The organism is Microbacterium sp. NPDC078814 (genome assembly GCF_040702645.1).
GTDB lineage: Bacteria > Actinomycetota > Actinomycetes > Actinomycetales > Microbacteriaceae > Microbacterium.
Genome location: NZ_JBFBLT010000001.1, coordinates 530438 through 555940, shown reverse-complemented (window position 1 = coordinate 555940; position 25503 = coordinate 530438). Strand labels below are relative to the sequence as shown.

General features: G+C 71.5%; 30 protein-coding genes and 1 tRNA gene. 17 read left to right on the top strand and 14 right to left on the bottom strand.

What is annotated here, in order from left to right:
* The first annotated feature begins 55 nt into the window (after nucleotides 1–55).
* Nucleotides 56–571 carry a GNAT family N-acetyltransferase gene (locus AB0300_RS02935; RefSeq protein ID WP_366215422.1) on the top strand — a complete coding sequence of 172 codons (516 nt, stop codon included), beginning with the start codon at nucleotides 56–58 and terminating at the stop codon, nucleotides 569–571.
* A gap of 10 nt (nucleotides 572–581) precedes the next feature.
* Here the strand turns inward: AB0300_RS02935 and AB0300_RS02930 are convergent, their stop codons facing one another.
* Nucleotides 582–1982: a threonine/serine exporter family protein gene (locus tag AB0300_RS02930; protein WP_366215421.1), complete on the bottom strand. Its 1401-nt coding sequence runs from the start codon at nucleotides 1980–1982 to the stop codon at nucleotides 582–584.
* Nucleotides 1983–2117: 135 nt separating this feature from the next.
* Between AB0300_RS02930 and AB0300_RS02925 the strand changes: the two genes are divergently transcribed.
* Nucleotides 2118–3545 carry a protein kinase gene (locus AB0300_RS02925; RefSeq protein ID WP_366215420.1) on the top strand — a complete coding sequence of 476 codons (1428 nt, stop codon included), beginning with the start codon at nucleotides 2118–2120 and terminating at the stop codon, nucleotides 3543–3545.
* A 39-nt stretch (nucleotides 3546–3584) separates the two neighbouring features.
* Here AB0300_RS02925 and AB0300_RS02920 read toward each other — a convergent pair whose 3' ends face one another.
* The 3 genes from AB0300_RS02920 to AB0300_RS02910 form a co-directional block, all read right to left on the bottom strand.
* Nucleotides 3585–3923 carry an ATP-dependent DNA ligase gene (locus AB0300_RS02920; RefSeq protein ID WP_366215419.1) on the bottom strand — a complete coding sequence of 113 codons (339 nt, stop codon included), beginning with the start codon at nucleotides 3921–3923 and terminating at the stop codon, nucleotides 3585–3587.
* Nucleotides 3924–4074: 151 nt separating this feature from the next.
* The gene (gene soxR / locus AB0300_RS02915; protein WP_025102542.1) at nucleotides 4075–4509 is read right to left on the bottom strand and encodes a redox-sensitive transcriptional activator SoxR; all 435 of its coding nucleotides are present in this window, start codon (nucleotides 4507–4509) and stop codon (nucleotides 4075–4077) included.
* Nucleotides 4510–4559: 50 nt separating this feature from the next.
* Complete coding sequence (locus AB0300_RS02910; protein ID WP_025102541.1) at nucleotides 4560–4766, bottom strand: hypothetical protein; 207 nt, start codon at nucleotides 4764–4766, stop codon at nucleotides 4560–4562.
* A 96-nt stretch (nucleotides 4767–4862) separates the two neighbouring features.
* On the opposite strand from AB0300_RS02910, the gene AB0300_RS02905 reads away from it, so the two are divergent.
* From AB0300_RS02905 to AB0300_RS02890, 4 genes are all read left to right on the top strand, one after another.
* Nucleotides 4863–5114, top strand: coding sequence for a VOC family protein (locus AB0300_RS02905; RefSeq protein WP_085605767.1), 252 nt, complete (start codon nucleotides 4863–4865; stop codon nucleotides 5112–5114).
* Nucleotides 5115–5222: 108 nt separating this feature from the next.
* Nucleotides 5223–6548, top strand: coding sequence for an NAD(P)/FAD-dependent oxidoreductase (locus AB0300_RS02900; RefSeq protein WP_366215418.1), 1326 nt, complete (start codon nucleotides 5223–5225; stop codon nucleotides 6546–6548).
* Nucleotides 6549–6655: 107 nt separating this feature from the next.
* On the top strand, nucleotides 6656–6820 hold the full coding sequence (locus AB0300_RS02895; protein ID WP_164498166.1) for a hypothetical protein: 165 nt from the start codon (nucleotides 6656–6658) through the stop codon (nucleotides 6818–6820).
* A gap of 56 nt (nucleotides 6821–6876) precedes the next feature.
* Complete coding sequence (locus tag AB0300_RS02890) at nucleotides 6877–7245, top strand: hypothetical protein (RefSeq protein ID WP_025102538.1); 369 nt, start codon at nucleotides 6877–6879, stop codon at nucleotides 7243–7245.
* Here AB0300_RS02890 and AB0300_RS02885 read toward each other — a convergent pair.
* Nucleotides 7179–8087, bottom strand: a complete 909-nt coding sequence (locus AB0300_RS02885) for a cytochrome c oxidase assembly protein (protein WP_366215417.1) — start codon at nucleotides 8085–8087, stop codon at nucleotides 7179–7181. The genes AB0300_RS02890 and AB0300_RS02885 overlap by 67 nt on opposite strands.
* A gap of 82 nt (nucleotides 8088–8169) precedes the next feature.
* Between AB0300_RS02885 and AB0300_RS02880 the strand changes: the two genes are divergently transcribed.
* The 4 genes from AB0300_RS02880 (at nucleotide 8170) to AB0300_RS02865 (ending at nucleotide 12025) form a co-directional block, all read left to right on the top strand.
* Nucleotides 8170–9897 carry an MDR family MFS transporter gene (locus tag AB0300_RS02880; RefSeq protein WP_366215416.1) on the top strand — a complete coding sequence of 576 codons (1728 nt, stop codon included), beginning with the start codon at nucleotides 8170–8172 and terminating at the stop codon, nucleotides 9895–9897.
* Between the two features lies 1 nt (nucleotide 9898).
* Nucleotides 9899–10354: a MarR family transcriptional regulator gene (locus AB0300_RS02875; protein WP_025102534.1), complete on the top strand. Its 456-nt coding sequence runs from the start codon at nucleotides 9899–9901 to the stop codon at nucleotides 10352–10354.
* A 52-nt stretch (nucleotides 10355–10406) separates the two neighbouring features.
* On the top strand, nucleotides 10407–10874 hold the full coding sequence (locus AB0300_RS02870) for a MarR family transcriptional regulator (RefSeq protein ID WP_025102533.1): 468 nt from the start codon (nucleotides 10407–10409) through the stop codon (nucleotides 10872–10874).
* A gap of 62 nt (nucleotides 10875–10936) precedes the next feature.
* The gene (locus AB0300_RS02865; RefSeq protein ID WP_136052433.1) at nucleotides 10937–12025 is read left to right on the top strand and encodes an alkene reductase; all 1089 of its coding nucleotides are present in this window, start codon (nucleotides 10937–10939) and stop codon (nucleotides 12023–12025) included.
* A 16-nt stretch (nucleotides 12026–12041) separates the two neighbouring features.
* Here the strand turns inward: AB0300_RS02865 and AB0300_RS02860 are convergent, their stop codons facing one another.
* Together AB0300_RS02860 and AB0300_RS02855 are read right to left on the bottom strand one after the other, a co-directional pair.
* On the bottom strand, nucleotides 12042–12827 hold the full coding sequence (locus AB0300_RS02860; protein ID WP_085605775.1) for a DNA/RNA non-specific endonuclease: 786 nt from the start codon (nucleotides 12825–12827) through the stop codon (nucleotides 12042–12044).
* 43 nt (nucleotides 12828–12870) lie between these two features.
* Nucleotides 12871–13560 carry a DedA family protein gene (locus AB0300_RS02855; RefSeq protein ID WP_136052431.1) on the bottom strand — a complete coding sequence of 230 codons (690 nt, stop codon included), beginning with the start codon at nucleotides 13558–13560 and terminating at the stop codon, nucleotides 12871–12873.
* 195 nt (nucleotides 13561–13755) lie between these two features.
* Between AB0300_RS02855 and AB0300_RS02850 the strand changes: the two genes are divergently transcribed.
* The 4 genes from AB0300_RS02850 to AB0300_RS02835 all read left to right on the top strand — a co-directional run bounded on the left by AB0300_RS02850 (nucleotide 13756) and on the right by AB0300_RS02835 (nucleotide 16640).
* Nucleotides 13756–13905 (top strand): hypothetical protein, encoded by a 150-nt coding sequence (locus AB0300_RS02850; RefSeq protein ID WP_153245002.1) that lies wholly within the window; start codon nucleotides 13756–13758, stop codon nucleotides 13903–13905.
* A 50-nt stretch (nucleotides 13906–13955) separates the two neighbouring features.
* Entirely contained in the window at nucleotides 13956–15311 is a 1356-nt protein-coding gene (locus tag AB0300_RS02845) for an aminotransferase class I/II-fold pyridoxal phosphate-dependent enzyme (RefSeq protein ID WP_366215415.1), read from the top strand.
* Entirely contained in the window at nucleotides 15308–16555 is a 1248-nt protein-coding gene (locus AB0300_RS02840; RefSeq protein WP_366215414.1) for an aminotransferase class I/II-fold pyridoxal phosphate-dependent enzyme, read from the top strand. Before AB0300_RS02845 ends, AB0300_RS02840 begins: the two co-directional genes overlap by 4 nt.
* Before the next feature lie 14 nt (nucleotides 16556–16569).
* A tRNA-Cys gene (locus AB0300_RS02835) sits at nucleotides 16570–16640 on the top strand.
* Nucleotides 16641–16671: 31 nt separating this feature from the next.
* Here AB0300_RS02835 and AB0300_RS02830 read toward each other — a convergent pair.
* A complete protein-coding gene (locus AB0300_RS02830; protein WP_366215413.1) occupies nucleotides 16672–17523 on the bottom strand; it encodes an AraC family transcriptional regulator in 852 nt (283 codons plus the stop codon).
* A gap of 122 nt (nucleotides 17524–17645) precedes the next feature.
* Here AB0300_RS02830 and AB0300_RS02825 point away from each other — a divergent pair, with 122 nt between their 5' ends.
* Nucleotides 17646–18191 carry a peroxidase-related enzyme gene (locus AB0300_RS02825; protein ID WP_315107514.1) on the top strand — a complete coding sequence of 182 codons (546 nt, stop codon included), beginning with the start codon at nucleotides 17646–17648 and terminating at the stop codon, nucleotides 18189–18191.
* A gap of 65 nt (nucleotides 18192–18256) precedes the next feature.
* On the opposite strand, the gene AB0300_RS02820 is transcribed toward AB0300_RS02825, so the two are convergent.
* Complete coding sequence (locus AB0300_RS02820) at nucleotides 18257–18976, bottom strand: glutamine amidotransferase (protein WP_366215412.1); 720 nt, start codon at nucleotides 18974–18976, stop codon at nucleotides 18257–18259.
* 26 nt (nucleotides 18977–19002) lie between these two features.
* Between AB0300_RS02820 and AB0300_RS02815 the strand changes: the two genes are divergently transcribed.
* Nucleotides 19003–19683 (top strand): HAD-IA family hydrolase, encoded by a 681-nt coding sequence (locus tag AB0300_RS02815; protein ID WP_366215411.1) that lies wholly within the window; start codon nucleotides 19003–19005, stop codon nucleotides 19681–19683.
* On the opposite strand, the gene gabT is transcribed toward AB0300_RS02815, so the two are convergent.
* Nucleotides 19667–21010, bottom strand: a complete 1344-nt coding sequence (gene gabT / locus AB0300_RS02810; protein ID WP_366215410.1) for a 4-aminobutyrate--2-oxoglutarate transaminase — start codon at nucleotides 21008–21010, stop codon at nucleotides 19667–19669. The two genes, AB0300_RS02815 and gabT, sit on opposite strands and share 17 nt — an antisense overlap.
* Before the next feature lie 73 nt (nucleotides 21011–21083).
* On the opposite strand from gabT, the gene AB0300_RS02805 reads away from it, so the two are divergent.
* Nucleotides 21084–21863, top strand: a complete 780-nt coding sequence (locus tag AB0300_RS02805; RefSeq protein ID WP_366215409.1) for a YggS family pyridoxal phosphate-dependent enzyme — start codon at nucleotides 21084–21086, stop codon at nucleotides 21861–21863.
* A 5-nt stretch (nucleotides 21864–21868) separates the two neighbouring features.
* Here the strand turns inward: AB0300_RS02805 and AB0300_RS02800 are convergent, their stop codons facing one another.
* The 4 genes from AB0300_RS02800 to AB0300_RS02785 form a co-directional block, all read right to left on the bottom strand.
* Entirely contained in the window at nucleotides 21869–22075 is a 207-nt protein-coding gene (locus AB0300_RS02800; protein WP_025102521.1) for a CDGSH iron-sulfur domain-containing protein, read from the bottom strand.
* Nucleotides 22072–23118 (bottom strand): iron-containing redox enzyme family protein, encoded by a 1047-nt coding sequence (locus AB0300_RS02795; RefSeq protein ID WP_366215408.1) that lies wholly within the window; start codon nucleotides 23116–23118, stop codon nucleotides 22072–22074. The genes AB0300_RS02800 and AB0300_RS02795 overlap by 4 nt, the downstream gene beginning before the upstream one ends.
* A 104-nt stretch (nucleotides 23119–23222) precedes the next feature.
* A complete protein-coding gene (locus AB0300_RS02790) occupies nucleotides 23223–24092 on the bottom strand; it encodes an endo alpha-1,4 polygalactosaminidase (protein WP_366215407.1) in 870 nt (289 codons plus the stop codon).
* Nucleotides 24089–25495 carry an MFS transporter gene (locus AB0300_RS02785; protein WP_366215406.1) on the bottom strand — a complete coding sequence of 469 codons (1407 nt, stop codon included), beginning with the start codon at nucleotides 25493–25495 and terminating at the stop codon, nucleotides 24089–24091. The genes AB0300_RS02790 and AB0300_RS02785 overlap by 4 nt, the downstream gene beginning before the upstream one ends.
* Nucleotides 25496–25503: the final 8 nt, after the last annotated feature.

The window sequence follows — 25503 nt, the reverse complement described above, 5'->3', positions numbered from 1 at the left end:
TCCGCGGCGGGCGCATCGGGTGTCGGGTGTCGGAGGGGCGTGACAGGCTGCGAACGTGGACACGCTGAGCCTTCGGCCCTGGTCGGCCGACGATCTCCCTCTCCTGCACGCGGCGAACGCCCCGGAGATGACGGTGCACCTCAACGGGCCGGAGAGTGCGGCGGAGGTGCAGGCGCGTCACGAGCGGTACCTGCGTCTCGTCGCGGGGGACGAGGCCCTGATGTTCGCGATCGTCGACGACGAGGGGCAGCCTCTCGGCTCGATCGGCGCGTGGCGGATCACGTGGCACGACGAGCCGGCGTGGGAGACCGGCTGGTTCGTGCTGCCTGCTGCACAGGGCCGGCGAGTGGCCGCCCGGGCTCTGGCTCTGCTCGTCGATGTCCTCCGCGATCGCGCAGGGGAGGGGCGTTCGCTGCTCGCGTTCCCCGCGGTCGACAACCCGGCGTCGAACGCGGTGTGTCAGCGGGGCGGATTCACCCGTCAGGGAACCCTCACGGAGCAGTTCCGCGGGGCCGAGCTCACGGTCAACGCGTGGGTGCTCGACCTCGCCGCCGACTCCTCGGCGCGATGACCTCGTCGGGTCAGCGGCGCACGCGCGCCCTGGTCTTCGCGACGCCGGCGAGGGTCGCTCGCACCGGCGTTCCGAGGTAGAGGCCGAGGGAGGCGCCGGAGGCGAGCGCGATGCCGATCACGGCGGCGTCGATCAGCGATCCGCCGACGGTGAGCATCCCGGAGGAGGTGCCCGCTGCGTGCACGACTTCGAGGAGGCCCTGGAACACCGCGACACCGGGCACGAGCGGGACGATCGCGGCGGTCGTCACCGCGACCGAGGGCACGTGCAGATTGTGCGCGATGAGCATGCCGACGAAGCTCGCCAGCAGCGCTCCCACCGCGCTCGCCGCGGCCGGGTGGAGCTGGAGGGCGATGGTGCCGGCGTACCCGGCGAGGGTGACGGCGCTGAGCAACGCGCTGACGAGGATGATGCGGATGCCGGCGCCGTTGAACACGGCCACGGCGACCGCGATGATGATGGCCCCCGCGAATTGGTTGAGCAGGGGCCCGAAGGGCGCGGGGTCGTCCGGCAGCTCCATCGTGAAGCCCAGCACGCCGCCGAGCTCCAGCCCGACGAGGATGCCGATCACCACCCCGAGCGTCTGCATCGTCAGGTCGAGGATGCGGCCACCGGCGGTGAGGGCGAAGCCGTCGATGGCGTCCTGCGCGGCGCCCACCACCGTGAGCCCGGCGAGCATGAGCACGATGCCCGAGGCGACGATGATCGACGGGCGGATGCCGACGAACGGTTCGATCCCCGCGCTGCCGAGCGCCGAGACGGCGACCGCGACGACCGTGGTGACGAGGCCTCCCGCGATCTGGCTGAAGAACAGCGGCACCCGCAGCCGGGCCAGGCCCGCCTGGGTGAGCGCCGCCCCCAGCGCGGCGACGAAGGTGAGGCCCACGATGAGCGGGGAGGCGCCGAGCATGATGCTCACGCCGACCGCGAGGAGCGCCCGTGCGACGATCACCACGGACTGCTGGTAGCGGAAGGGCACGCGACGGATGACCCGGAACGCGGTGCGTGCGGATTCCAGATCCAGGCCGCCGTCGATGTCGGCCACGAGCGCCTGCACGCGCTGCAGCTTGGCGTGGTCGGGGGCGGCCACGCGGACCACGCGGACGAGCGTCTCGGGCCACACCTCCCCGCTGAGGTGGAAGGACACCGTGATCGAGTTGTAGGTCACATCGACCTGGACGCCCTTGAGGCCGTACGCCTCGCAGACGCGCGTGATGGCGAGCGTGACCTCGTGAGCGGAGGCGCCGACCGCGAACATCGACTCCCCGATGCGCGTCGCCAGATCGAGGACCCGCGGCACCGTGTGCTCGTCGATCACGGGCATCGCCTCGGTGTGGGCGACGGAGGACGGATCCGTGTGCAGCAGCCGGCGGACGGACAGGAGCAGTCGCTGGGGGGAACGCGCGGGCATATCTCCCATTCTCCCGCGGACGAGGGCCACCCGATCGACGGCCCGTCTGTCAAGGCCCGAGACGGCCCCCCGGCCCTGCTTCTACAGTGGGGTCTCGCCGCGCCGCTCCCGACGCCGTGGCAGGAGGATTCGACGATGACGGATGACTCGCTTCCCACGGAGGCGCTGCTCGATGGGCGCTACCATCTCCGGGAGTGCGTCGGGCAGGGCGGGATGGCCCGCGTGTACCGCGCGGAGGATTCGCTGCTCGGGCGCACGGTCGCCATCAAGATGCTCCGCGCGGAGACCGAACAGGGTGCCGCCTCCGAGCGCGCCCGCGGCGAGATGACCGTGCTCGCCTCGCTCAACCACCCCGCGCTGGTCACGCTGTATGACGCGCAACTGCATCCGGGACGGGCGGAATACCTGGTGATGGAGTTCGTCGACGGCCCGACCCTCGCCGAGCGGATCGCCCAGGGGCCGCTGCACTCGGACGAGGTGGCGGAGCTCGCGGCTGATCTGGCGGAGGCCCTCCATGTCGTGCACGGCGCGGGGATCGTCCACCGCGACATCAAGCCCTCCAATGTCCTGCTCACCGGGCGCTCCCTCGCCGGGAGCCGGTCGGGCGCCAAGCTCGCCGACTTCGGGATCTCGGTGCTCGTGGACGCGGCCCGGCTGACGTCTCCCGGAACCGTGATCGGTACCGCGGCATACCTGGCGCCGGAGCAGTTGAACGGCGCGGCGCCGGCGCCTGCCGCCGACATCTATGCGCTGGGCCTGGTCCTGCGCGAAGCGCTCACGGGAGAGCGCGCTTTCGCGGAGGCCGAGGGGATCGGTGCCACCCTTGCCCGCTTGATCGATCCCCCCGCGATTCCGGAATCCGTGGGTCCGGCATGGTCCGCGCTGCTGCAGCGGATGACCGCGACGGATCCGGAGGACCGGCCGAGCGCCGCCGGCGTCTTCGCAGCGGTGTCCGCCCTCGCGCACGACCCCTCGATTCCGCCGCGGCCCCCGGTTCCGGCTCCGATCGCCGCCGCAGCGCTCGCGGAACGGGAGCCGGCCGGTCCGTCTGCTCCGACACGAACCCTCGTGCTGCCCGCTCCTCCGTCTCCCGAGGGCGGGATGCTCCGCTCCCGGACTCCTCGCCTGCAGCGGGCTCGGCGACGCCGCGGACTCCTGACCGGAGCCGTGGCGGTCGCGGTCGCCCTCACCGTCGCCGGAACGCTCTGGGCGGCCGGAGCGCTCAACCCGAACCCTGTGGTGACCCCTGTCGACACCGAACCGACCCCGCGCTCGTCGCCCACGCCGGCGGTCGTCGTGCCCGTCACCGTGCCGGAAGAGGCGGACACGCCGGCGACCCCGGTCGAGGCCCCGGCTCCGGAACCGGCGCCCGACGTGCCGGACGACAAGAAGGCAGAGAAGGCTCAGGAGGCAGCTCAGAAGGCCGCCGACGAGCAGCGGAAGGCCGAGGAGGACGCGCAGAAGAAGGCCGAGAAGGCTCAGGAGCGCGCCGAGAAGGAAGCGGAGAAGGCCCAGGAGAAGGCCGAGAAGGCGAAGGGGGAGGACACCGACCTCGAGGACTGAGTCCTCGGGCCTGTGCGTTCCTCTACGGCGGAGCCGGTGTCAGACGGCGAGATCCGCGAGCTGCCGGGAGGCGGTGCTCGTCTCCGTCGGCTCCGGCACCAGATACAGGCCGTTCGGCGTGTTCGCGGTGAACGCCAGCGCGTCCACCCACCGCCGGTTGATGGCCGGAGGCCTGCTGCCGAAGAACTTGAACACGATGTTCGAGTGCGCATGCACCCAGACCGTCGTCCGGCCGCCCCCGACGGAGGCGTCTTCCTTCCACGAGAACGGGATCGGTTCGCCGCGCCGGAGCTTCGTCGTCATGACGAGCTGGATATGTGTGAGAGCGCGGTCCTCGATCTCGATCTTCGGACCGCCCTCATAGATGAACTTGCCCATTCGATGGATCCTTCGTTCCATCTCCACAGGAACCCGTTGCCAAGAGGCGCAACCATGCCGATCGCTGGTGGGGATGTCTCCACGCTCTCACCGATCCGGGCTTTGTACCACCCCTCCTTCGTCCATCCGGTCGCGGCGGACGTCCCGGTTCTCAGATGCGGCGGGGGCCGGGGCCGCTCTCGCCGAGGGCGTCCTCCGGATTGAGCAGGCGGCAGGCCTTGAGGGACAGGCAGCCGCAGCCGATGCAGCCCGCGAGCTCGCGCTGCAGATGCTCGAGCTGGGTCCGCCGCTCCTCGAGCTCGGCGCGCCAGCGCTTGGCCACGCGGCGCCAATCGCCGTGCGAGGGCGGGGCGTCGACGGGCAGGGTCTGGAAGAGCTCTTGGACCTCGCTGAGCGGGATGCCGATGCGCTTGGCCACCACGATGATCGAGATCCGTCGCAGCATGTGGCGGCGATAGCGTCGCTGATTACCCGGCGTGCGCGTCGACGCGATGAGGCCGAGCTGCTCGTAGAAGTGCAGCGCGGAGGGCGCGACGCCCGTGCGTCGGGTGACCTCCCCGATCGGGAGGAGATCGTCCGGTTCCATCCGCCGCCCTTCCGTAGACCTCAACAATAGTTGAGGAACGGGCGGAACGGTCAGCGCGAGGTCGGCGGAAGCTTGTCGACGCCGTGGCGGTTCGGCTTGTCCGGCTCGGCCGCGGTCTCCGGCGTCACGTCCGGGCTGTCCGCCGGCGCGCCCGACGTCGGATAGTGCGGCTCGTCGATCTCGACGGCCTTGTCCCTCTCGTCCGCCGGGGGCAGGTGGTCCAAGGGCTGCTTGATGTCATCGGGGTGGTGGCTCATGGCCCCAGCGTGCGCTGTGCCGCGTGCGGCACCCAAGGGGGTTGTCATCCGGCCCGCCGTGTGGTCGGTGGGTGGCGCTACTACGGGTCGAGCGCCATGCTCCGCGCCGAAGGCGGTCCGGATCTCATGCTCTGGGAGGCGCCGGGGCACGCGCCGATGAAGCTCACGGTGTCGGGGGAGGAGCGGCCGCTCTTCTTCCTGCGCACGACCGAGATCCACGCGCTCGCCGAGCGGTTCGCGGCAGAGGGCGTCGAGGTGGTGAGCTTCGACGACGGCGGCTTCGCCCTCTTCCTGAAGTTCTTCGACCCGGACGGCACCCTGCTCGGACTCATCCAGCACGCCGCCTGAGCCCGGCGTCGCGAGCGGGTCGTCGGGCTCCGCGGCCCTGTCGGTGGGTGCCGGGCTGGGCTATCGTCGGGGCACGGCTCCGCGCGGAGGGGCTGCGAGGAGGGGCGCATGGAGCAGGTCGACACGGTGATCGTGGGCGCGGGCGTGGCGGGATTGACGGCGGCGCGGCTGCTGCAGGATGCCGGGCGGACGGTCGTGGTGCTCGAAGCGCGCGACCGGATCGGCGGCCGGGTGCACACGGATCGGACCGACGGCATCGTCGATCTCGGCGCCTCGTGGATCCACGGTGTCGACGGCAGCCCGGTAGCGGCGGCTGCCGAGGCCTTCGGCATGCGGACCGTGGAGTTCACCGTCGGCGGTTTCCAGGTGGACAGCCGGCCGATCGCTTATCACGGCCCCGACGGGCGCCCGCTCTCCGCCGAGGAGACGCGCGCCTTCGCCGCCGATGTCCACGCGGTGGACGCCGTGCTCCCGGACATCATCGCCGCCTCCCGCCCCACGGCCTCCTACCGCGACGTCACGGATGAGGCCCTCTCGCGCCAGGGATGGAGCGCCGAGCGTACGCAGCGGGTGCGGGAGTACCTGGAGCATCGCGCCGAGGAGCAGTACGGGGCGTGGATCGAGGACCTCGCCGCGCACGGCCTCGACGACGACGCGATCGAGGGCGACGAGGTCGTGTTCCCCGACGGGTACGGCGTGCTCCCGGAGCGCCTGGCCGAAGGCCTCGACATCCGGCTGGAGCACCTCGTCACCCGTGTCGACTGGAGCGACGACGGCGTCTGGGTGCGGACCTCGCACGGCGACTTCTCCGGGGACACGACCGTCATCACGGTTCCCGTCGGCGTGCTGCAGGCCGGAACCATGGAGATCGTCCCTCCGCTGCCGCCGGTGAACGCCGAGGCGCTGGGGCGGCTGCGCATGAACGCCTTCGAGAAGGTCTTCCTGCGGTTCCCGACGCGGTTCTGGGAGGACGGGGTGTACGCCCTCCGGCAGCAGGGCCCCGAGGCGCGATGGTGGCACTCCTGGTACGACCTCACCGCGCTGCACGACGAGCCGCTCCTGCTCACCTTCGCCGCCGGGCCCGCCGCGGCAGCCACGCGGGACTGGAGCGATGCGGAGGTGCAGGCCTCGATCATGGCGCAGCTCCGCCGGCTCTACGGCGACGGAATCCCCGATCCGATCGGGATGCGCCGCACGGCCTGGCAGGACGATCCGTTCGCGCACGGGTCGTACGCGTACATGACGGTCGGGTCGACCACCGCGGATCACGACGACCTCGCCACCCCGGTCGGCGGCGTGCTGCACCTCGCGGGCGAGGCCACGTGGACCGACGATCCGGCCACCGTGCCCGCGGCCCTGTTCTCCGGGCATCGTGCGGCGGAGCGCATCCTCGGGCGGGCGGCCCCGATCGAACGGCTCTGGGCACAGGGGTGACGCGCCCCGGCGCCGGCAGTGTGGCCGTCGCCATACGTCCGGTCAACCCCCTGCGCCATTCCTCGCCGCCGCGCATACGGTCGTCGGACCGAACAGAGGAGGAGAGCATGAGCGACCCCCAGAACACGCAGGGCACCCCCGGCGCCGACGAAGAAGCCGACACGGCCTCCGGCGGCGCTCCCGACGACAGCGGCGAGAGCACCGACGACGTGCTCGAGCGCGAGACGACGGACGACGAGGGCAAGCCCCTCGAGAACCCGTCCGGCGGCTGACCGCCGCACCGCCCGAGGGTCAGCCGCGCTCCAGGTGGCGCGGCTACCCTCGGGTCATGCGCCGCATCGCTCTCGTCCCTCTGCTGCTCGCCGTCGGTCTCCTCGCCGGGTGTGCGCAGGTCACCCAGGCCGCGGGAGACGCGTTCGGAGTTCCGGTCGCGGAGACGTGCGCGACCATCGACGACGCGTACGCGCAGTATCAGGAGCTGCTGAGCCAGGGCGACGCGTCCGCGGAGCAGCTCGATGCCGCGCGCGACGACCTCGTCGCCACCCTCGACGGCGTCGCGGACGGAATGGACGGGCAGCTCGGCGACCTCATCCGCTCCGGCGCCGATCAGCTCGGCGGCATGACCGACCTTCAGGCCCCGGAGACAGTCGAGGCGATCGAGCGCCTCCACGACGGACTCTCCTCCTTCTGCGGCTGAGCCGGCTCGCGCGGTCGTGTCGCGACGTACCACTGCCGGAGCAGCAGCACGATGAGCAGTACGTCGACGGCGTCACCCGCGTAGAACATCAGCTCCGCTCCGATCCGCGCGTCCCCGGGGTCGACACCCACCGGAGGGTGTGCCCACAGCCACTTGGCGAGGATCGAGTGCGCGGCGATGAAGACGATGAGGACGGACGCCCGTACGGTGACGGAGGCTCGATGCGGATCGGGATCGAGGCCGAGGATGCTCGCGGTGAACAGATACCCCGTCAGCAGGACGTGCAGGTGCACGGCAGCATGCAGCCACGGTGAGGCGTGCATGAGGGGGAACAGCGGCGTGGCGTAGAGGAGCCACAACCCGGCGATGTTGAGGGTGCCTGCGACCACGGGATGCGTGAGCACCCGGATCGGGGCGCTGCGCAGCACCCGGGAGAGCGCACGGGCCTCGGCGACCGGAAGGGCGCGGAGGGCCAGGGAGACCGGACGCCCGAGCACCAGGAGGAGCGGGGCCAGCATGCCCACGAGGACGTGGCCGGCCATATGCACCGGGAAGCTGCTGTGGGCCAGGGCGGCGAACGGTCCGACGGTGCCGACCGCGGTGCACAGCAGACCGCTCATCCAGGCGGCCGTCCGTGGCCGCGGCCAGGGACTGCGGTCGCGGGTCCGCCGCAGCGCGACGAGATACAGCACGGCGGCGCCGAGGAGGAGGACGAGGGCGAGGAAGGGGAGGACGTCGATGCCCCCGCCCGTCGCATCCGCATCGAGGCCCGGAAGCCGAGGCGGGTCGTCGTGCCCGTCGTGCACGGCTGTCACCCCCTCGGGGCGGGTCGGGTCCGCCACACCGTGAGGGCTCCGGCAGCGAGCAGCCCGATAGTTGCGAAACCGCAACTATCGGCGTATGGTTGATCTCGATCAACTTTCTATGCAGGAGCATTCCCCCGTGACACACACCTCATCCTCTTCCGAGACCGCGCGCTCGGCCCGCGAGGTCTTCACCGCGATCTCCGGCCTCATCGTCGGCATGTTCGTCGCCGTGCTCTCCGGCACGGTCGTCTCGACCTCGATGCCCGTCATCATCGCCGACCTCGGCGGCACCCAGTCGCAGTACACCTGGGTCATCACCGCGAGCCTTCTCGCCACCGCCGTCTCGACGCCGATCTGGGGCAAGCTCGCCGACCTCGTCGACCGCAAGGTCCTCATCCAGATCTCGCTCATCCTCTTCACGGTCGGCACGGTCATCGCCGGCTTCTCGACCGACACGAACATGCTCATCGCGGTCCGCGTCGTGCAGGGCATCGGCGTCGGCGGCCTCATGTCGCTCGTCATGATCGCCGTGGCCCTCATCATCTCCCCGCGCGAGCGCGGCAAGTACATGGGCGTCGTCGGCGGCATCATGGCCCTCGGCACGATCGGCGGCCCGCTGCTCGGCGGCGTCATCACCGACGCCTGGGGCTGGCGCGCCAACTTCTTCGTCGGCGTCCCGTTCGCGATCGTCGCGCTCGTCCTGCTGCAGTTCACCCTGCACCTGCCCAAGCCGCAGCGCGGCACCAAGGTGTCCATCGACTACTTCGGCATCGTCCTGCTCGCCGTGGGCGTCTCGACCCTGCTGATCTGGGTCTCCATGGGCGGCAACCAGTTCGACTGGGACTCCGGGACCAGCATCGCCCTCGCCGTCACCGCGGGCGTCGCCATCGCCGCCTTCGTCGCCGTGGAGTTCTTCGTCAAGGAACCCATCGTCCCGATGTCGCTGTTCCGCAACCGCACCTTCACGCTGTCGGTCATCGCCTCGATCGCGATCGGCGTCTCGATGTTCGCGACCTCGGTCTTCCTCGCGCAGTACTTCCAGCTGGCCCGTGGCGCCACGCCGACCGAGTCGGGACTGATGACCATCCCCATGATCATCGGTCAGATGGGCGCGTCGATCATCATCGGACAGCTCGTCAGCCGCTTCGGCAAGTGGAAGGGCTGGATGGTTACCGGCTCCATCCTCGCCACCATCGGTGTGAGCCTGATGGCCACCCTGCGCTACGACACCCCGTTCACCCTGGTGGCCGTGTACATGTTCGTCCTCGGCGCCGGCCTCGGCATGGTCATGCAGAACCTCACCCTGATCGTGCAGAACGACACCGCGCCGCAGCAGCTGGGTGCCGCCTCGTCGAACGTCAACTTCTTCCGCACGATCGCCGGCACCATCGGCGTGACCGTCATGGGATCGCTGCTGTCGACCAGCGTGGCCGACTTCATGAAGGACGGCCTGAAGGGCTTCGTCCCGACCACGCCCGACGAGATCAGCGCCCTGGAGCGCCTGGGCTCCGGAGACGTGCCGAAGGTGGGCGAGCTGCCCGACACGATCCGCACGATCGTCGAGAGCGCCTACGGGCACGGCATCGCGGACGCGTTCATCCTCGCCATCCCGCTGGCCGTGATCGCGATCATCGCGATCACGTTCATCAAGAACAAGCCGTTGTCCACCAAGAACGCCGCGGAGCAGCTGCGCGAGCAGGCCGAGGAGTCCGTCATCGAGGTCTCCGAGGCCGAGGTCGGCGCCAACCTCTCGACGGGGACGATCCGCACCGGGCAGGCCGGACCGGCGACCACCACGGGGTCGGTGAGCGTGCTCGAGCGCGACGATCGGAAGCAGGAGCGCTGACATGATCGCGTCCGAGGCGGTCGGCACCCCCGACGTCGACACCGCCCTCAGCGACCTCCAGGCGCATCTCAACCTCATCTTCGCGCGGACCCGGTCGCTGTGGAAGGAATCGGCGTCCCGGGTCCACCCGGAGCTGCAGGTGGCGGGGTACAAGCTGCTCACGTTCATCGACCGGGCGGGCTCGGCCAGCGCGCACGAGCTCGCCGAGCGCTTCGAGATGGACAAGTCCGTCGTCAGTCGCCAGGTACGGATGCTGGAGGACCTCGGGCTGATCGCCTCCGTGCCGGACGAGCGTGACGGCCGGCTCCGGGTGCTCACCGCGACGCCCGCCGCGTGCACCGCTCTCACCGAGGTCCGGCGAGAGTACGGCACCCGGCTCCGCGCCGTGATCGACGAGCTCACGCCCGCCGAGATCGACGCCGCGTCCAAGGTGTTCCGGCTCCTCGCCGAGGTCTGAACCGGGCCCCGCGACCGCCTGCGGTCGCGGGGCTTCGCCGTACACTGGCGATATGCGCGCCTCGTCCGACGATCCCGCCGACGACGCTCCCCTCGACGATCTCGACCAGGCGGTCGCCCGCGTCGAGCACGAGCTCGGCCGTCTGTTCGCCCGCATCCGCGTCGGGTGGCGCGAGGCTGCCGCCACCGTGCATCCGGACCTCCAGCCGCTCGGGTACCAGGTGCTGACCTCGATCCTCGCCGGACGGGCGACCTCGGCGGGGGCTCTCATCGAGCGCCTGCAGACGGACAAATCCGCCGTGAGCCGGCAGGTGCGTCAGCTCGAGCAGCTCGGGCTCGTCGAGAGCATCCCCGATCCCGAGGACCGCCGCGCCCGGGTGCTGGTGGCGACCCCGCTGGCCGAAGAGCGCGTCGCTCTCGCCCGCTCCCGGTATGAGGGGCGCATCGGCGAGCGACTGCGCGGCTGGACGGCCGCCGACCTCGACCACTTCGCGAACCTCGTCGCCGATCTGGGCGGTTGATACACCGGAACACCTGGTCGATTCACGGGAATACAGCGGCCGGCCGTGTCCTTGGTCCCTCTGTGACTCTCTACGACTCCGCCGACTTCGGCTCGCTGCACCTGTCCAACCGCGTCGTCATGGCGCCGCTCACCCGCACGCGTGCGGACGCCGACGGCGTGCCGACCGCGATCATCGAGGAGTACTACCGTCAGCGCGCGGGGCAGGGGCTGATCATCTCCGAGGGCGTCTGGCCCGTCCTCGAGGGCAAGTCGTACCCCGGGCAGCCGGGGATCGTGACCCCCGCCCAGATCGACGGATGGCGACGCGTGGCCGACGCCGTGCACGCCGAGGGCGGCACCATCGTCATGCAGCTCATGCACGGCGGCCGGGTGGGCCACCCGGAGATCTCCGGTGAGCCCCGCGTCGTCGCCCCGAGCGCCCTGGCCGCCCCCGGCCAGACGCGGACGCCCCAGGGCAAGGCCGACCTGCCGGTCGCGCACGCCCTCACCCTCGACGAGATCCCGGTGGTCGTCGAGCAGTTCGTCCAGGCCGCGCGGAACGCGATCGCGGCCGGCTTCGACGGCGTCGAGGTGCACGGCGCCAACGGCTACCTCGTCCACGAGTTCCTGTCTCCCGTGTCCAACGTCCGCGACGACCGGTACGGCGGCTCGCCGGAGAACCGCGCGCGCTTCGCGATCGAGGTGACCACGGCGGTCGCCGCCGCGGTGGGTGCCGACCGGACCGGCATCCGGCTCTCTCCGGCCCACGGCATCCAGGGCGTCATCGAGGACGACGCGGCCGACGTCCTCGCGACCTACACCGCGCTCGCCGAAGGGCTCGCGCCTCTGGGGCTGGCCTTCGTCGATGTGCTGCACGCCGAGCCCGCCGGAGAGCTCGTCCAGGCCATCCGCCGGGCGGCGGGCGCACCGCTGATCGTCAACACCGGCTTCGGCGTCGAGACCACCCGTGCCGCGGCAGAGGAGCTGGTGGCCGAGGACTGGGCGGACGCGGTCGCGGCCGGGCGTCCCGTCATCGCCAACCCCGACCTCGTGGAGCGCTGGCGGACCGGGGCCGAGCTGAACGAACCGCGCCCCGAGCTGTTCTACGGTTCGACCGCCGAGGGGTACATCGACTACCCGTCCCTGGAGGTCGCGCGCGCCGGCGAGTGATACGGAGCGCCCGCTGTCACACGACGATGTCGTCGGCCGTGTGCAGCGGGCGCCATCCGGTCTCGCGGATCCCGCGTCGGGGGAGGACGTCGGCGTCGGGCAGCGGGCCGAGGTCGACTCCGGTGAGGGTGGTGACCTCGGCGACGGGCACCTGGAAGGTGCGGAAGGCTCCGAGCGACGCGACGGCGAGGACACCCTCCCTGGTGTCGACGAGCTCTGTCTGGTCGAGGAGGAACGCGGCGGCGGCGAGTCGGCCCTCGGAGCTCCAGGCCGCGATCTTCCAGAACCGGAGGGGGATGCGGATGCCGCGGTACGGCGGGTCGGTGTCGGCGAGCACCGGGGCGGTGAAGACGGACAGGCGCTGTGCGGTCGTCTCGGCATACGCGAGCACGTGGTCCTCCAGCCCGAGCCAGAGGTCTTTCGACTGGTTGAAGACGGCCGCCTGCGGAGCCGCGTTGGGGTAGGTGAAGGTGGCTTCCATGGCCGCGCGGGCGTCGGAGCGCTCGCCCCAGCCCGGATCGCGGCGGCGCACGAGATGCCCGCGGTCGAGGTCGTTCCCCGCATAGACCGCCGGACCCGCCTGCTCCTCTGCGGGCACTCGCGGGTCAAGACGCCACTCACCCGTCCGGGGGAGATCCCGCAGGCGGGCGCCGTCGATGGTGACGGCCGTCACCGCGGCGAGCCGCCGCTCCGGGTCCAGCAGCACCGTGAACCGGGGAGCGGGGAGGGTGCGCACCGCCATCGGAGGCACGGGCAGGGGAAGCGGGATGCCGAGGAACCCGGGGTCGTAGCCGTCCGTCATGCCTCCATCGTGCCCCGGCCCGCCGACATCGGGTGGCCGCCGCTCAGGCCGGGCCGTTGTCCTCCGCGCGCCGTGCCGCGGCCTCCCGCATGCGGCGGCGGATGCGCAGCGCGATGAACACCAGGAGCAGCAGGATGAGCAGGCCGACGACCACGTCGGAGATCACGCCGCTCCACTGCTCGAGGATCGGCCGGATGGCGGGGCCGAAGGCGAACCCGAGGCCGATCCAGATGCCGTTCCAGACGGCCGATCCGACCAGGGTGTACAGCGTGAACTTCCACAGGGCCATGCGCTCGATGCCGGCGGGGATCGAGATGAAGGAGCGCACGAGAGGCACGCAGCGGCCGAACAGCACCGCGCCGCCGCCCCAGCGGGCGAAGAACGCCTCCGCCTTGTCGAAATCGTCGTGGTCGAGGAGGGGGATGCGTCCGACGATGCGTCGGGTGCGGTCCCGGCCGACCGCCGCGCCGAGTCCATACCAGATCCACGCGCCGACGAGCCCTCCGAGGGTGGCAGCGGCCCAGGCGCCCCAGGCGTTCATCCGGCCGTCGTAGGCGAGGAAGCCTGCCGCGGGCAGGATCGCCTCGGATGGGATCGGGGGGACGAACGTCTCGATGAGTACCGCGAGGCCGACGCCGACCTCGCCGAGGGTCTCGATCAGGCTGAGCACCCAGCCGATGAATCCGTCGTAGCCGGGGGCGGAAGCGGCGAGGGGCAGGGTGCCGGGGGTCATCGTGTCCTCTGTCGGGGGATCGCGGTGATCGTGCGGAGAGCGGGTCCGTCGGAGCGGACTTCGCCTCTGCACGGTATCGCCCTTCCCTGGACCCCGCCTGCGTGCGCAGGGAGCGGGAGGAGCCGGCGTTGTCAAGGCGCTCGCCGCCGTCCGACGGTACGGAGATCATGGAACCCCATCGACCGAGGAGGCAGCATGACCGATCCGCGCCAGGACGAGACGACCGGGTTCCAGGGGGAGCCCCCGACCGCCAACAACGGAGAAGGCGACGCCCCGGAGGTCGACGTGACCGATCTGGAGCCGGAGGAGATCGAGGACGGCGTGGAGGTCGACGACCGTCCCTGATCGGTGGGGGAGGTTTTGACATAGGTCAAAATCTCCCCTACCGTCGAGTCATGGGCACGGCGGAGAGCAGAGACGGCGAGACCGATGCGATCAGCGGTGTCACCGCCGCCGAGATCTCCGAGAGCGTGCGCGACCTCGTCGAACGGGGAACCCTCGTCGCCGGCGACCGCCTCCCTCCTGTCCGCACCCTCGCACAGCGCCTCGGCGTCAACCGCAACACCGTGCTCGCGGCCTATCGCTCCCTCGTGACGGCGCGCATCGCGACCACCGGCGGGCGCACCGGCACGACGGTGCTCGGACCGGCTGCCACGCCGGATGAGGGCTTCACGCCCGGAACGGCCCTGCGTGACATCGCCAGCGGGAACCCCCAGGCGGCCCTGCTGCCCGATCTCGCCGCGGCCCTCGCGACGGTGCATCCCCGGTCCGTCCTCTACGGCGAGTCGGTGATCGACGCCGAACTCGCCGAGTGGGCGACGCGCTGGATTGCAGAGGACCAGCCGCGTCCCTTCCGGCTCTCGGTCACCGCGGGCGCCGTCGACGCCGTGGAGCGGCTGCTCGCCCAGACGCTCGTGCACGGCGACCGGGTGGGCCTCGAGGACCCCTGCTTCCTCTCCAGCATCCAGACCGCGCGGCTGGCCGGGTACACGCCCGTCGCCATCCCGGTCGACGAGGAGGGGCTGACCGTGGAGGGAGTGCGCGAGGCCCTGGAGGCCGGCGTGCGCGCGATCGTCTGTACGCCCCGTGCGCACAACCCCACCGGGGTCAGCACCAGCGCCGCCCGCGCTGCGGAACTGCAGGAGGTGCTCGCGCCCCATCCGCATGTCCTCGTGATCGAGGACGACCACTTCTCCCTGCTCGCCCCCACGCCCTACGCGAGCATCATCGGCCCGGCGCACGAACGCTGGGCCCTCGTGCGGTCGGTGTCGAAGTTCCTCGGGCCGGACATGCGCCTGGCGGTGACGGCCTCGGACCCGGTCACGGCGGAGCGGCTCGCCCTCCGGCTCAGCCCCGGGACGATGTGGGTGAGCCATGTCATGCAGCAGCTCGCCGCGGCCATGCTCCGTGACGAGGAGGTCCATCGGCTCATCGCGACGGCAGGCGCCCGCTACGTGGCCCGCAACCGGTCCTTCGTGGCGCTCCTCGCCGCCCGCGGAGTGGAAGCCTCCGGGGAGAGCGGCCTGAACGTGTGGGTCGACGTCCGCGACGACGCCGGCGTGGTCGCGGATCGGCTGGCGCGCCGTGGCTGGCTCGTCCGTCCGGGTTCCGAGTTCACCCTGGAGGACGAATCCGCCGGGGGGCGCCACGTGCGGGTGACCGTGCACAATCTCGACGACGCGGAGCTGCGCTGCCTCGCCGACGATGTCGCCGCAGCCGCCGGACCGGCCTCGACCGAGGAGGGCGCGTGACGCAGGGCGAGACGGCGGGTGTCTTCCGGGTCGGGCGGTCGTCGCGACTGGACGGCGTGCTCTACGACCTGCGCGGTCCGGTGGCGGAACGGGCCGCAGAGCTGGAGGCCCGCGGCGAGCAGATCCTCCGCCTGAACATCGGCAATCCCGCCCCGTTCGGCTTCGAGGCGCCGCCGGTCATCGTGGAGGCGCTGCGAGCGGCGCTTCCCCGTGCCCACGGCTACTCCGAGTCCCCTGGTCTGCCGGAGACGCGCGAGGCGATTCGCGCGCACTATGCGCGCCGACCCGGATTCCCGGCCCTGGGGATCGATGCGGTGACCGTCGGCAACGGGGTGTCCGAGCTCGTGGGCCTCACCCTGCAGGCGCTCCTGGAACCGGGGGACGAGGTGCTCGTCCCGAGCCCCGACTATCCGCTGTGGACGGCTTCGACCGTCCTCGCCGGAGGAGAGCCGGTCCACTACCCCTGCGTCGAGGAAGCCGGCTGGCGTCCCGACCTCGAGGCCATGGCTGCGGCGATCGGACCGCGCACGGTGGCCATCGTCATCATCAACCCGAACAACCCGACCGGGGCGGTGTACGACCGCGCGACGCTGGAGGGCATCGCCGACCTCGCCCGTCGTCACGGACTGCTCCTGCTCTCGGACGAGATCTACGACCGCGTCGTGTACCCGGGCTTCACGCACCTCTCCACGGCGCAGGTCGCGCCCGACGTGCCGTGTGTGACCTTCGCCGGACTGTCGAAGACGCACCGCGTCGCCGGATATCGGGCGGCCTGGGCGCTCACGACAGGGTTCGCCGCAGACGACGCCTTCCTCTCGGGAGTGCGACTGCTCGCCTCGATGCGGATGTGCGCGTCCGTACCGGCGCAGCATGCGATCACGGCGGCGCTGGAGCACGACACGTCGCTCGACGCCCTCGTCGCGGAGGAGGGGCGTCTGACGGTGCAGCGCGACGCGGCGACGGCGGCGCTGCGGGAGATCCCCGGTGTCGAGGTGCAGGAGGCCGGTGGTGGGCTCTACCTCTTCCCGCGGCTCGATCCGGAGGTCTACGGCATCCAGGATGACGAGCGCCTGGTGCTCGACCTCCTCGATGCGGAGCGCATCCTCCTGGTGCACGGGCGGGCCTTCAACGGCGCGGACTCCGACCACGTGCGCGTCGCCTTCCTGCCCGAGACGGAGGTCCTCGTCGACGCCGTGCAGCGCTTCGGCAGGTTCCTGCAGGGGTACTCGCCGCCCCGGAACTGACGACGCCCGAACCCGGTGGAGTGACCGAGTGGCCAGGTCGCGGTCCGCAAGACCGTGTACGCAGGTTCGATTCCTGCCTCCACCTCTGAGAGGACACCCGCGGCCGGCGGGTGAGTTCAGGCCGCGAGGCCGAGCCAGGCGCGCGGCGAACGGCCGAGCCGCTGGGCGAACGCGCGGGAGAACGCCGACGCGCTGGCGTAGCCCAGGTCGGCGGCGACCGCGCTCACCGACATGCCGGCGCGCAGCTGCTCCTGGGCGATCGTGAGCCGCCACTCCGTCAGGTAGTCGCCCGGCGCGCGGCCGACGACCTCTTTGAAGCGGGCGGCGAAGGCGCTGCGCGACATGGCCGCGGTGCGCGCGAGCGTGTCGAGGTTCCAGGGCTCGCCGGGTGCTTCGTGCATCGCCACGAGCGCGGGTGCCAGACGCTCGTCCGAGAGTCCGGGCAGCAGTCCCGGGGGAAGCACCAGCTCGCCGGAGTGGTCGAGCATCCAGCGGAGGAGCTGGATGAGCACGACCTCGAACATCCGGTCGGCGAGCAGGGGACGACCGCAGCGCACGTTGTCGACCTCGGCGAAGAGGAGGTCGAGCGCAGGCGCGAGGGTGGACACCTCGTCGAGCGGCAGGACGATCACGGAGGGGAGGGTGCGCACGAGCGGGTGGGTGGCCCCGCCGTCGAAATCGATCGTGGCGCAGGCGAAGTCGGACTCCTCGGTCGGGGCGTTGAGGAAGGTGTGATCGATCGGGCGGGGGAAGAACAACAGGCTCGGGCGTGTGATGGTCTCGCGCTCGATGCGTCCGTCCGGGCGCTGATGCGTCACCTCCATCTCGCCGCGCCGCAGCACGTGGAGGAAGCCGTGGCCGGCGCTCGCCGCGAAGACCGTGGTGCCGCAGAGCGGTCCGGTGTGGAACAGGCGACTGCGCACTCGGAAGCGGTCGAGCAACGGGGTGAGGCGGTCGAGCGGCGGCATTCCTCCATTCTTCTGGACGATGTGTCATGAAAGCAAGATCAAATGATACGTATCGTACTCACTGCCGCGGAAGACTGAAGGGGAAGCCGAACCCGGCTCGTCTCGAAACAAAGGAGCATCCCATGCCCAACGTCCCTCTCGTCGACCGTGAGGCCGCCACCGGCCCCGTCAAGGACCAGCTCGAGCAGATCGGCTCCGCCTTCGGCGCCGTCCCCGCCATGTTCCGCGCGGTCGCGAACTCGCCTGCGGCCCTGACCAGCATGTGGAGCGCGTTCGGCGCCTACGGTGGGGGCACGCTCGGTGCGGCCCTGGGTGAGCAGATCGCCGTCGCCGTCGCGAACCGCAACTCGTGCGGCTACTGCCTCGCCGCGCACACCGCGCTCGGCAAGAAGGCCGGCCTCTCGACCGAGGTCCTCGCCGAGGCGCAGGAAGGCACCTCCGACGACCCGCGCACCGCGGCGCTGCTGGCCTTCGCGCTCAAGCTCGTCGACGAGCGCGGCCAGGTGACCTCGGCCGATGTCGACGCCCTCCGCGCGCACGGCTGGAACGACGAGCAGATCGTCGAGACCATCGGCCAGGTCGCGCTGAACCTCTTCACGAACTACGTGAACATCGCGCTCGACGTGCCGATCGACTTCCCGACGGTGCCGCTGCGTCGCGCCGCCTGAGGTCGAGGGGAGCAGAGGCCGGATTCGCTGGGGGTCCGGCCTCTTCCGCTGCCCCGGCCGGCTCGCTAGGCCTCGACCGCATCCAGCCAGTCGGTGAGGACGCGGGTGGCGAGCGTCTCGAGCCGGGGGCCGAGGGTGCGTGCCTGCTCCCGGATCACCCGCGGGTCGATGCCGTTGTGATGCAGTTCGTGGGCGTGGCCGATGAGCCAGCGCTCGATCGTGCGGTGGTCGGCTTCCAGGTGGAACTGAAGGCCGAGAGTGCGCCCCACCGCGAAGGCCTGATGCGGGAAGCCGGGCGTGTGCGCCAGGGACTGCGCCCCGGCGGGGATCGCGAACTCGTCCCCATGCCAGTGCAGCACCGGCTCGCCGTCGAGCGGGGCCAGGACCGACTCCCGGCCCTCGGGCGTCAGCGTGAGCGGACCGAAGCCGATCTCGACCGCACCGGTCGGCCGGACCGCTGCGCCCAGGGACTCGGCGAGGAGCTGCGCGCCGAGGCAGACGCCGAGCGTGGCGCCGCCGCTGTCGAGTCGCGCCGCGACGGCGGCCTTCGAGGAGCGCAGGAACGGGTAGCGATCGTCGTCGTACACCCCGATCGGACCGCCGAGGACGATGAGCAGGTCGGCTCCGGCGACGGCGACGGCGTCTGCGTCGAGTTCGTCGATGCCGGCATCGAGGAGGGTGGTCTCGTAACCGCGCTCCGCCAGCAGAGGAGCGAGGATCCCGAGGTCTTCGAAGGGGACGTGGCGAACGGCGACGGCCGTGCGGGGCGTGCGGGACGCGGACATGCACTCTCCTCGGATAGATTTGACCTATGCCAAAAATAGCACAGGAGGTTCAGGGCTCCGAAGTGATCGTGCACGCCGCGGGGGTCCTGTTCGACTGCGATGGCGTGCTGGTGGATTCGGTCCCCTCGGCGGCGATCGCGTGGGATGCCTGGGCCCGCCGGTACGCCCCGGGATTCGACTTCCTCCGAGACGCCCCGCACGGCATGCGACCGAGTGAGGTGGTCGCGGCGATCGTCGGGCCGGAGCGGGCCGCCGAGGCGACCGTCGATCTCCTCGCGCGAGAGCTCGCCGTCGCCCCGGCGACCACCGGGATCCCGGGGGCCGCTGCCCTGCTCGCTGCGCTGCCGTCCGAGCTCTGGGCGGTTGCGACGAGCAGCAACAGGGCGGTCGCGACCGCGCGGATGCGGGGTGCGGGCATCCCGGCACCCGCCCTGCTCGTGGCCGCCGAAGACGTGGACCGCGGCAAGCCCGCTCCCGACCCCTACCTCCGCGCCGCGCGTCTGCTCGGGCGGGACCCGCGGGACTGCGTGGTCTTCGAGGACTCGGCACCGGGGATCCGTGCGGCGCGGGCGGCCGGCGCGGGGCTCGTGGTCGGAGTGGGCGCCGGCTCTGCGGCGGCCCACCCCGACCTGATCGTGCACGACCTCGCCCGTGTGCGCTGGAGCGGCGAGGCGCTGTGCCTGCGAGTGCTCAGCGGAGCGCGCTGAGGGCCTCGTCGATGACGTCCACCGCGACGTCGAGCTGCTCGTCCGTCGTCGTGAGCGTCGGCAGGAAGCGGATCACGTTGCCGTCGCTGCCCGCGGTGAGCAGCAGGATGCCGCGCTGGGCGGCGAACTCCGAGACCATGGAGGCGGCCCCGGCCAGCGGTCGCGTCGTGCCAGGGGTGCTCAGCTCGAAGGCCTGCATGGCACCGATCCCACGGACGTCGCCGACGACGGCGTGACGGGCGCGCAGGCCCTCGAGCCGCGCGGACAGGTGCGCGCCGATCCGCCGGGCGTCCGCGAAGAAGGTCCCGTGCTCCAGCTCGTCGAACACCGCGAGGGCGGCGGCGATCGAGACCGGGTTTCCGCCGAACGTGCCGCCGAGGCCGCCCGGGTCGGGTGCGTCCATGATCTCGGCGCGACCGGTCACCCCGGCCAGGGGCAACCCGCCGGCGATGCCCTTCGCCGTGAGCACGAGGTCCGGAACGAGGTCGAAGTGCGTGCTCGCGAACCATGTCCCGGTGCGCCCGAGGCCCGTCTGGATCTCGTCGGCGATGAACACCACGCCGTTCCGCGTGCACCACTCCTGCAGGGTCGGCAGGTAGCCCGCGGCAGGGACGACGAAGCCGCCCTCGCCCTGGACGGGCTCGGCGATGACGGCGGCGAGGTCGTGGACGCCGATGCGCTGTTCGAGATGGGCGATCGTGCGCGCCGCGGCCTCCGTCCCGTCGAGGCCGTCCCGGTAGGGATAGGAATTGGGGACACGGTGGATGTCGGGAGCGAACGGGCCGAACCCGGTTCCGTACGGCGCCGCCTTGTGGTTCATGGCGAGCGCGAGGTTGGTGCGCCCGTGGAACGCGTGGTCGAGGGCGGCGACAGCGCGCCGTCCCGTGTGTCTCCGGGCGATCTTCACCGCGTTCTCGACGGCTTCGGCGCCGGAGTTCGCGAAGGCCGTGCGGGTCTCGTGGGTGCCGGGCACCTTCTCCGCGAGCAGCTCCGCGAGGCGCACGTAGCCCTCGTACGGGGTGACGGTGAAGAGCGTATGCGTGACCCGATCGAGCTGCTCGGCCGCGGCGGTGACGGCGGCGAGGTTGGTGTGGCCGATCGTCGTCACGCCGATGCCGCTGCCGAGGTCGAGGAAGCGGTTGCCGTCGACGTCGGTGACCCAGGGGCCGTCGGCGTGCTCGATGTAGACGGGGAGCACGCTGCCGACGCCGCGGGGGACGACCCGTCGCCGGCGCTCGTGGAGCGCCCGGCTCCGCGGCCCTGGGATCTCGGTGCGCAGGCGCGGAGCCGTCAGTGCGGTGTCGGAGAACAGGCCGGGTGCGGACATGAGAGGGCTCCTTCGCGAAGGGGGTGTCGGCGGGCGCGCGACGTGGTCCCGAAGCTATGTTAGATTTTGACCTATGTCAAAGTCTGAGCATGTCGGAGACGGCGCCGCGCGCTACCCGACGGCCGTCACCGCCGCGGATTTCCGTGCCAACCTCGCCGCCGTCCGCGCCCGTATCGACGCCGCCGCCGAGCGTGCGGGACGGGAACCCGGTGCGGTGCACCTGCTCCCGGTGAGCAAGACCGTCCCGACCGAGCGGGTGCGGGTGGCCATCGGCGCGGGGCTGCGTCGCGTAGGGGAGAACAAGGTGCAGGAAGCCGTGCGGAAGAACCGGGAGACGGCCGATCTCGACGTGGACTGGGTGGTCATCGGCCATCTGCAGACGAACAAGGCCAGGGACGTCGCCTCGTTCGCCGCGGAGTTCCAGGCGCTCGACCGGCTCCGGGTCGCCGAAGCCCTGGACCGGCGCCTGCAGGCCGCAGGGCGCAGCCTCGACGTGTACGTGCAGGTGAACACCTCGGCCGAGGACTCGAAGTTCGGGATGCCGCCCGACGAGCTTCCGGGCTTCCTGAAGGCCCTGCCGTCCTACGATGCCCTCCGTGTCCGCGGGCTGATGACGCTCGCGCTGCTCACACCGGACGACGCCCGGGTGCGGAGGTGCTTCGCGCTGCTGCGCACTCTTCGGGACAGGGCGCGCGAGGAGACCCCCGAGCTCATCGGCGACGGCGCCCTCTCTATGGGCATGTCCGGCGACTATGAGATCGCCGTCGAGGAGGGGGCGACGTGCGTACGGGTCGGGCAGGCGATCTTCGGTGCGCGTGCCGTCCCCGACAGTCACTACTGGCCGGAGGGTTGACCCGCTCAGTCCTCGGTGCGGAAGCCGGCCGCCTTGTGCGTGCCGTCGCAGAAGGGCTTGAGCGCGGAGAGCCCGCAGCGGCACAGGGCCACGGTGCGTCGGCGCGGGTCGATCACCGTGCCGTCGCTCGCGTGCAGCTCGATCTCGCCGCGCACGAGCAGCGGGCCGTCGGGGTACGCGGTGACCGTGACCGGTTCGTCCCGGCCGCTCATGCGGTCGTCCTCTCTCGCAGTGCCGAGCGCCCTTCGCTCCAGGCGTCGAGGGTGTGGGCTCCGGCCCAGCCGTCGACCGTGAGGCACGCGGCCGCGCCGAACAGGATGTCCGCCAGCAGTTCCGGACGGTCCTCGGCGAGGCTGCCCGCGAGGTCACGGGCGGCGATCTGCTCGTGCACCGCGTCGGCCTCCACATGCTCCTCGAAGTACGCGGCGACCTCGTCGGCGAACCCCAGCCGGTGCAGGCCGTCGGCGTAGAACCGGCACGGGATGGACGAGGTCATCTCGTAGGCGGCGAGATGACCGACGATCGCGCCGACGAGCCGGCGGTTGAGTCCGAACAGGCTCATCATGTTGTGCGAGGCGAGCGTGATCGCCGGGGCGTCGTCGACATAGGCGCCGTAGGTGTCGTCGAGTCCTGCGGCGCGCAGGGCTCGGGCGTAGAGCTCCGCATGCACCCGCTGCGGGCGGCCGCCGCCGTACTCGTCCGACTGGATCTCCACGAGCGCGGCCTTGGGGCGCCCGGTCAGCCGCGGAATCGCCCACGAGTGCGGATCGGCCTCCCGCAGCGTGTACACCGATCGCAGGATCAGGGACTCCTCGGCCTGCTCGCGGGTGGCCTTCCTGGCGATGTGGCGCGACAGACTGGGGCCGGTGTCCGCGGCAGCGAGGGCGAACAGGGCGCGACCCACGGCGTCGACCGTGGGTTCGGGAAGCTCGGGCACCGGCACGGTGTCACGCAGTGCGGCCTCGAAGGCGTCCTCGAGGATACGGCGTGCCGTGACCACCCCGGCATCCCACTCGAGACTCGCATCCAGCTGCGGAAGCGATCCGTAGGAGGACGCGTAGAGGACGAACAGGGCGAGCTGGATGTCGTCGTCCCTGACCACGTCGTCGCTCGCGGCGACGGCTGCGGCGGCGAGGTCGGGGAGGGTGGCGGCGTCGTCACCGCGACCCGTGAGGACGCCGAGGACGGCGCTCGACAGGGGGCCGCGCGGCGAGAAGGCGACGGCGGTGTCGGCGTCGAGGGTGGAAACGGTCATGAGGAGGGGCTCCCATCGGATCGATCACCCGCATCCTCACCCGCGCGAGCGGAGACCACCAGGGACTTGACGCCGAGGCGCTCGGCAGGCAAGCGCGCCCGCCGTCACGGGCACCCGGCGAACACGTACCCCTCCTCGTCCGGAGCGACGAGGTCGCGATCGCGGAGCACTGTCGACGCCGGGGTGTCCGGGTCGGCGCACAGCTCCGCGAACGGCCGAGGGAGCTGATCCGTGTACTCGATGTCGATCACGTGCGGCCCGTAGACCGCGGTGTACGCGCCGCACTCCGCGTAGGCGGCGCACTCCTCCGTCACGGCGAAGTCGAAGCCCGCGCGCTCCTTCAGGGCGTCGGCATGTTCGGCCGCGTTCTTCTGCCCGGCGGCGAGCCCGACGCCGTGCGCCGCGTCGACGAAGAGCTCCGCGAGGGCGAGGTTGTCGTCCAGGCTCAGGGCGCCGTCCGCGCGCGAGAACGAGTCGAGGTTGTCGAACTCGACCGCCTGGAAGCCGGAGTCTGCACAGCCCTCGATCCACGGGATCACGATCTCGGCGATGCGGGACCGCTGTGCCGCGCTGCCGGTGTCCAGGAGGGCCTCGTCGGGCCAGTCGGGATCGACGACCACCTCGTCGCCGTCGTGCAGGAGCAGGTCGTCGGGCCAGGTGTCCAGCTCGCCCGGCTGGGTCTGGAAGCCGTTGACGTAGCAGACGGAATAGAGGCCGGCGGCGGGCTCCGCGCTGCGGTCGCGGGCGACGATCCCCACACCCTCGGGCGGGTCGTAGGCGCCGCCGAGCTGGTAGTCCGGGAGGGCGGCGGTCGGAACCAGCGCGACAGCGGCCGACGGCGCCGTTCCCTCCGCGGGGAGAGCGGACGGAGCGGTGCAGGCGGAGAGGGCGAGGATCCCGACCGCGACGAGGGCCGCCGGCGCCAGGGAGACGCGTGCGCTGCTTCGACCGCGCGGGGGACGAGGGAGGCTCATCGCGGCTGAGGCGTCGGCTGTGCGGGGGCGTCGGCGGGCGGGGCCGTGGCCTCCGAGGGGTTCCGGCGGATCCCGATCCACGACACGACGCCGCCGAGCACGAGGAGCGCCGCCGTCACCCAGGCTGCGTTGTGGAACCCGTCGAGGTCGAGGGTGCCGCCGACGATGGTCGACAGCATCGCGACCACGAGCAGACCGGCGACGCGGGAGACGGCGTTGTTCACGGCGGAGGCGATGCCGGAGTGGTTCTCATCGATGGCGCCGAGGATCGCGGCCGTCAGTGGGGCGACGGTGAGCGACAGGCCCAGGCCCATCACGATCATGGCGGGGAGCACCTGGGCCCAGTAATCGAAGGCGGCGTTCACGGTCAGCAGCATCAGGGCTCCGACGGCCATGATCAGCGGTCCGAGCGTCATGAAGATGCGCGGGCCCCAGCGCCCTGCCCACCCGCCGGCACGGGAGCTCAGCAGGATCATGAGGATCGTCATCGGCAGGCTCGCGAGCCCCGCCGCCGTCGCGCTGAGTCCCGCCCCCTGCTGGAGGTAGACGCCGACGACGAAGCCGTTGAGGGAGAGCGCGGCGTACACGAACAGCGTGGCGAGGTTGCCCCACCCGAAGTCGCGCACCCGGAACAGCCAGAGCGGCATGAGCGGCGTGGCCGAGCGGCCCTGGCGCCACAGGAAGACGGCGAAGAGCGCGGCCCCGGCCACGGCGGGGATCCAGATCGCGGGGGAGGCCCACCCGAGGTTCGGCTGCTCGATGAGGGCGAAGACGATGGCGCCCAGGCCCAGGGCGCACAGTGCTCCGCTCCACCAGTCGACGCGGACGCCTCGCGGGTGCTCCGGCAGATGCAGGCGGGCGAGCAGCACCAGCGTCACCCCGATGGGGAGGACGTTGATGAGAAAGACGAAGCGCCAGGACAGGAAGTCGACGAAGAGCCCGCCGAGCAGCGGACCGACCAATTGAGCGGCCGTGGTGAAGGCGGTCCAGACGCCGATGGCCCTCGCCTGGAGGTCGCCGCGCATGGTCGCGGTGATGAGCGCGAGGGAGCTGGGGACGAGCAGGGCCCCGGCCGCCCCCTGCGCCCCGCGGGCCACGATGAGCATGAGCGGGTCGATCGCGGCGGCGACCGCGACGGACGCGATGCCGAAGGCGATGAGGCCGATCCGCATCACCAGCACCCGTCCGTAGGCGTCGGACAGGGAGCCGGCGAGCAGGATCAGCGCGCTGAGGGTGATGAGGTATGCGTCGACGACCCACTGCTGCGTGGTGATCCCGCCGCCGAGCTCCTCGCTGATGGCGGGAAGGGCGACGTTCACCACTGTCCCGTCGAGGAACGTGACGAACGAGGCCAGCACGGCGATCGCGATGACGAGCCGCTGGAGCGGGGCGAAGGATGACACAGGCCGAC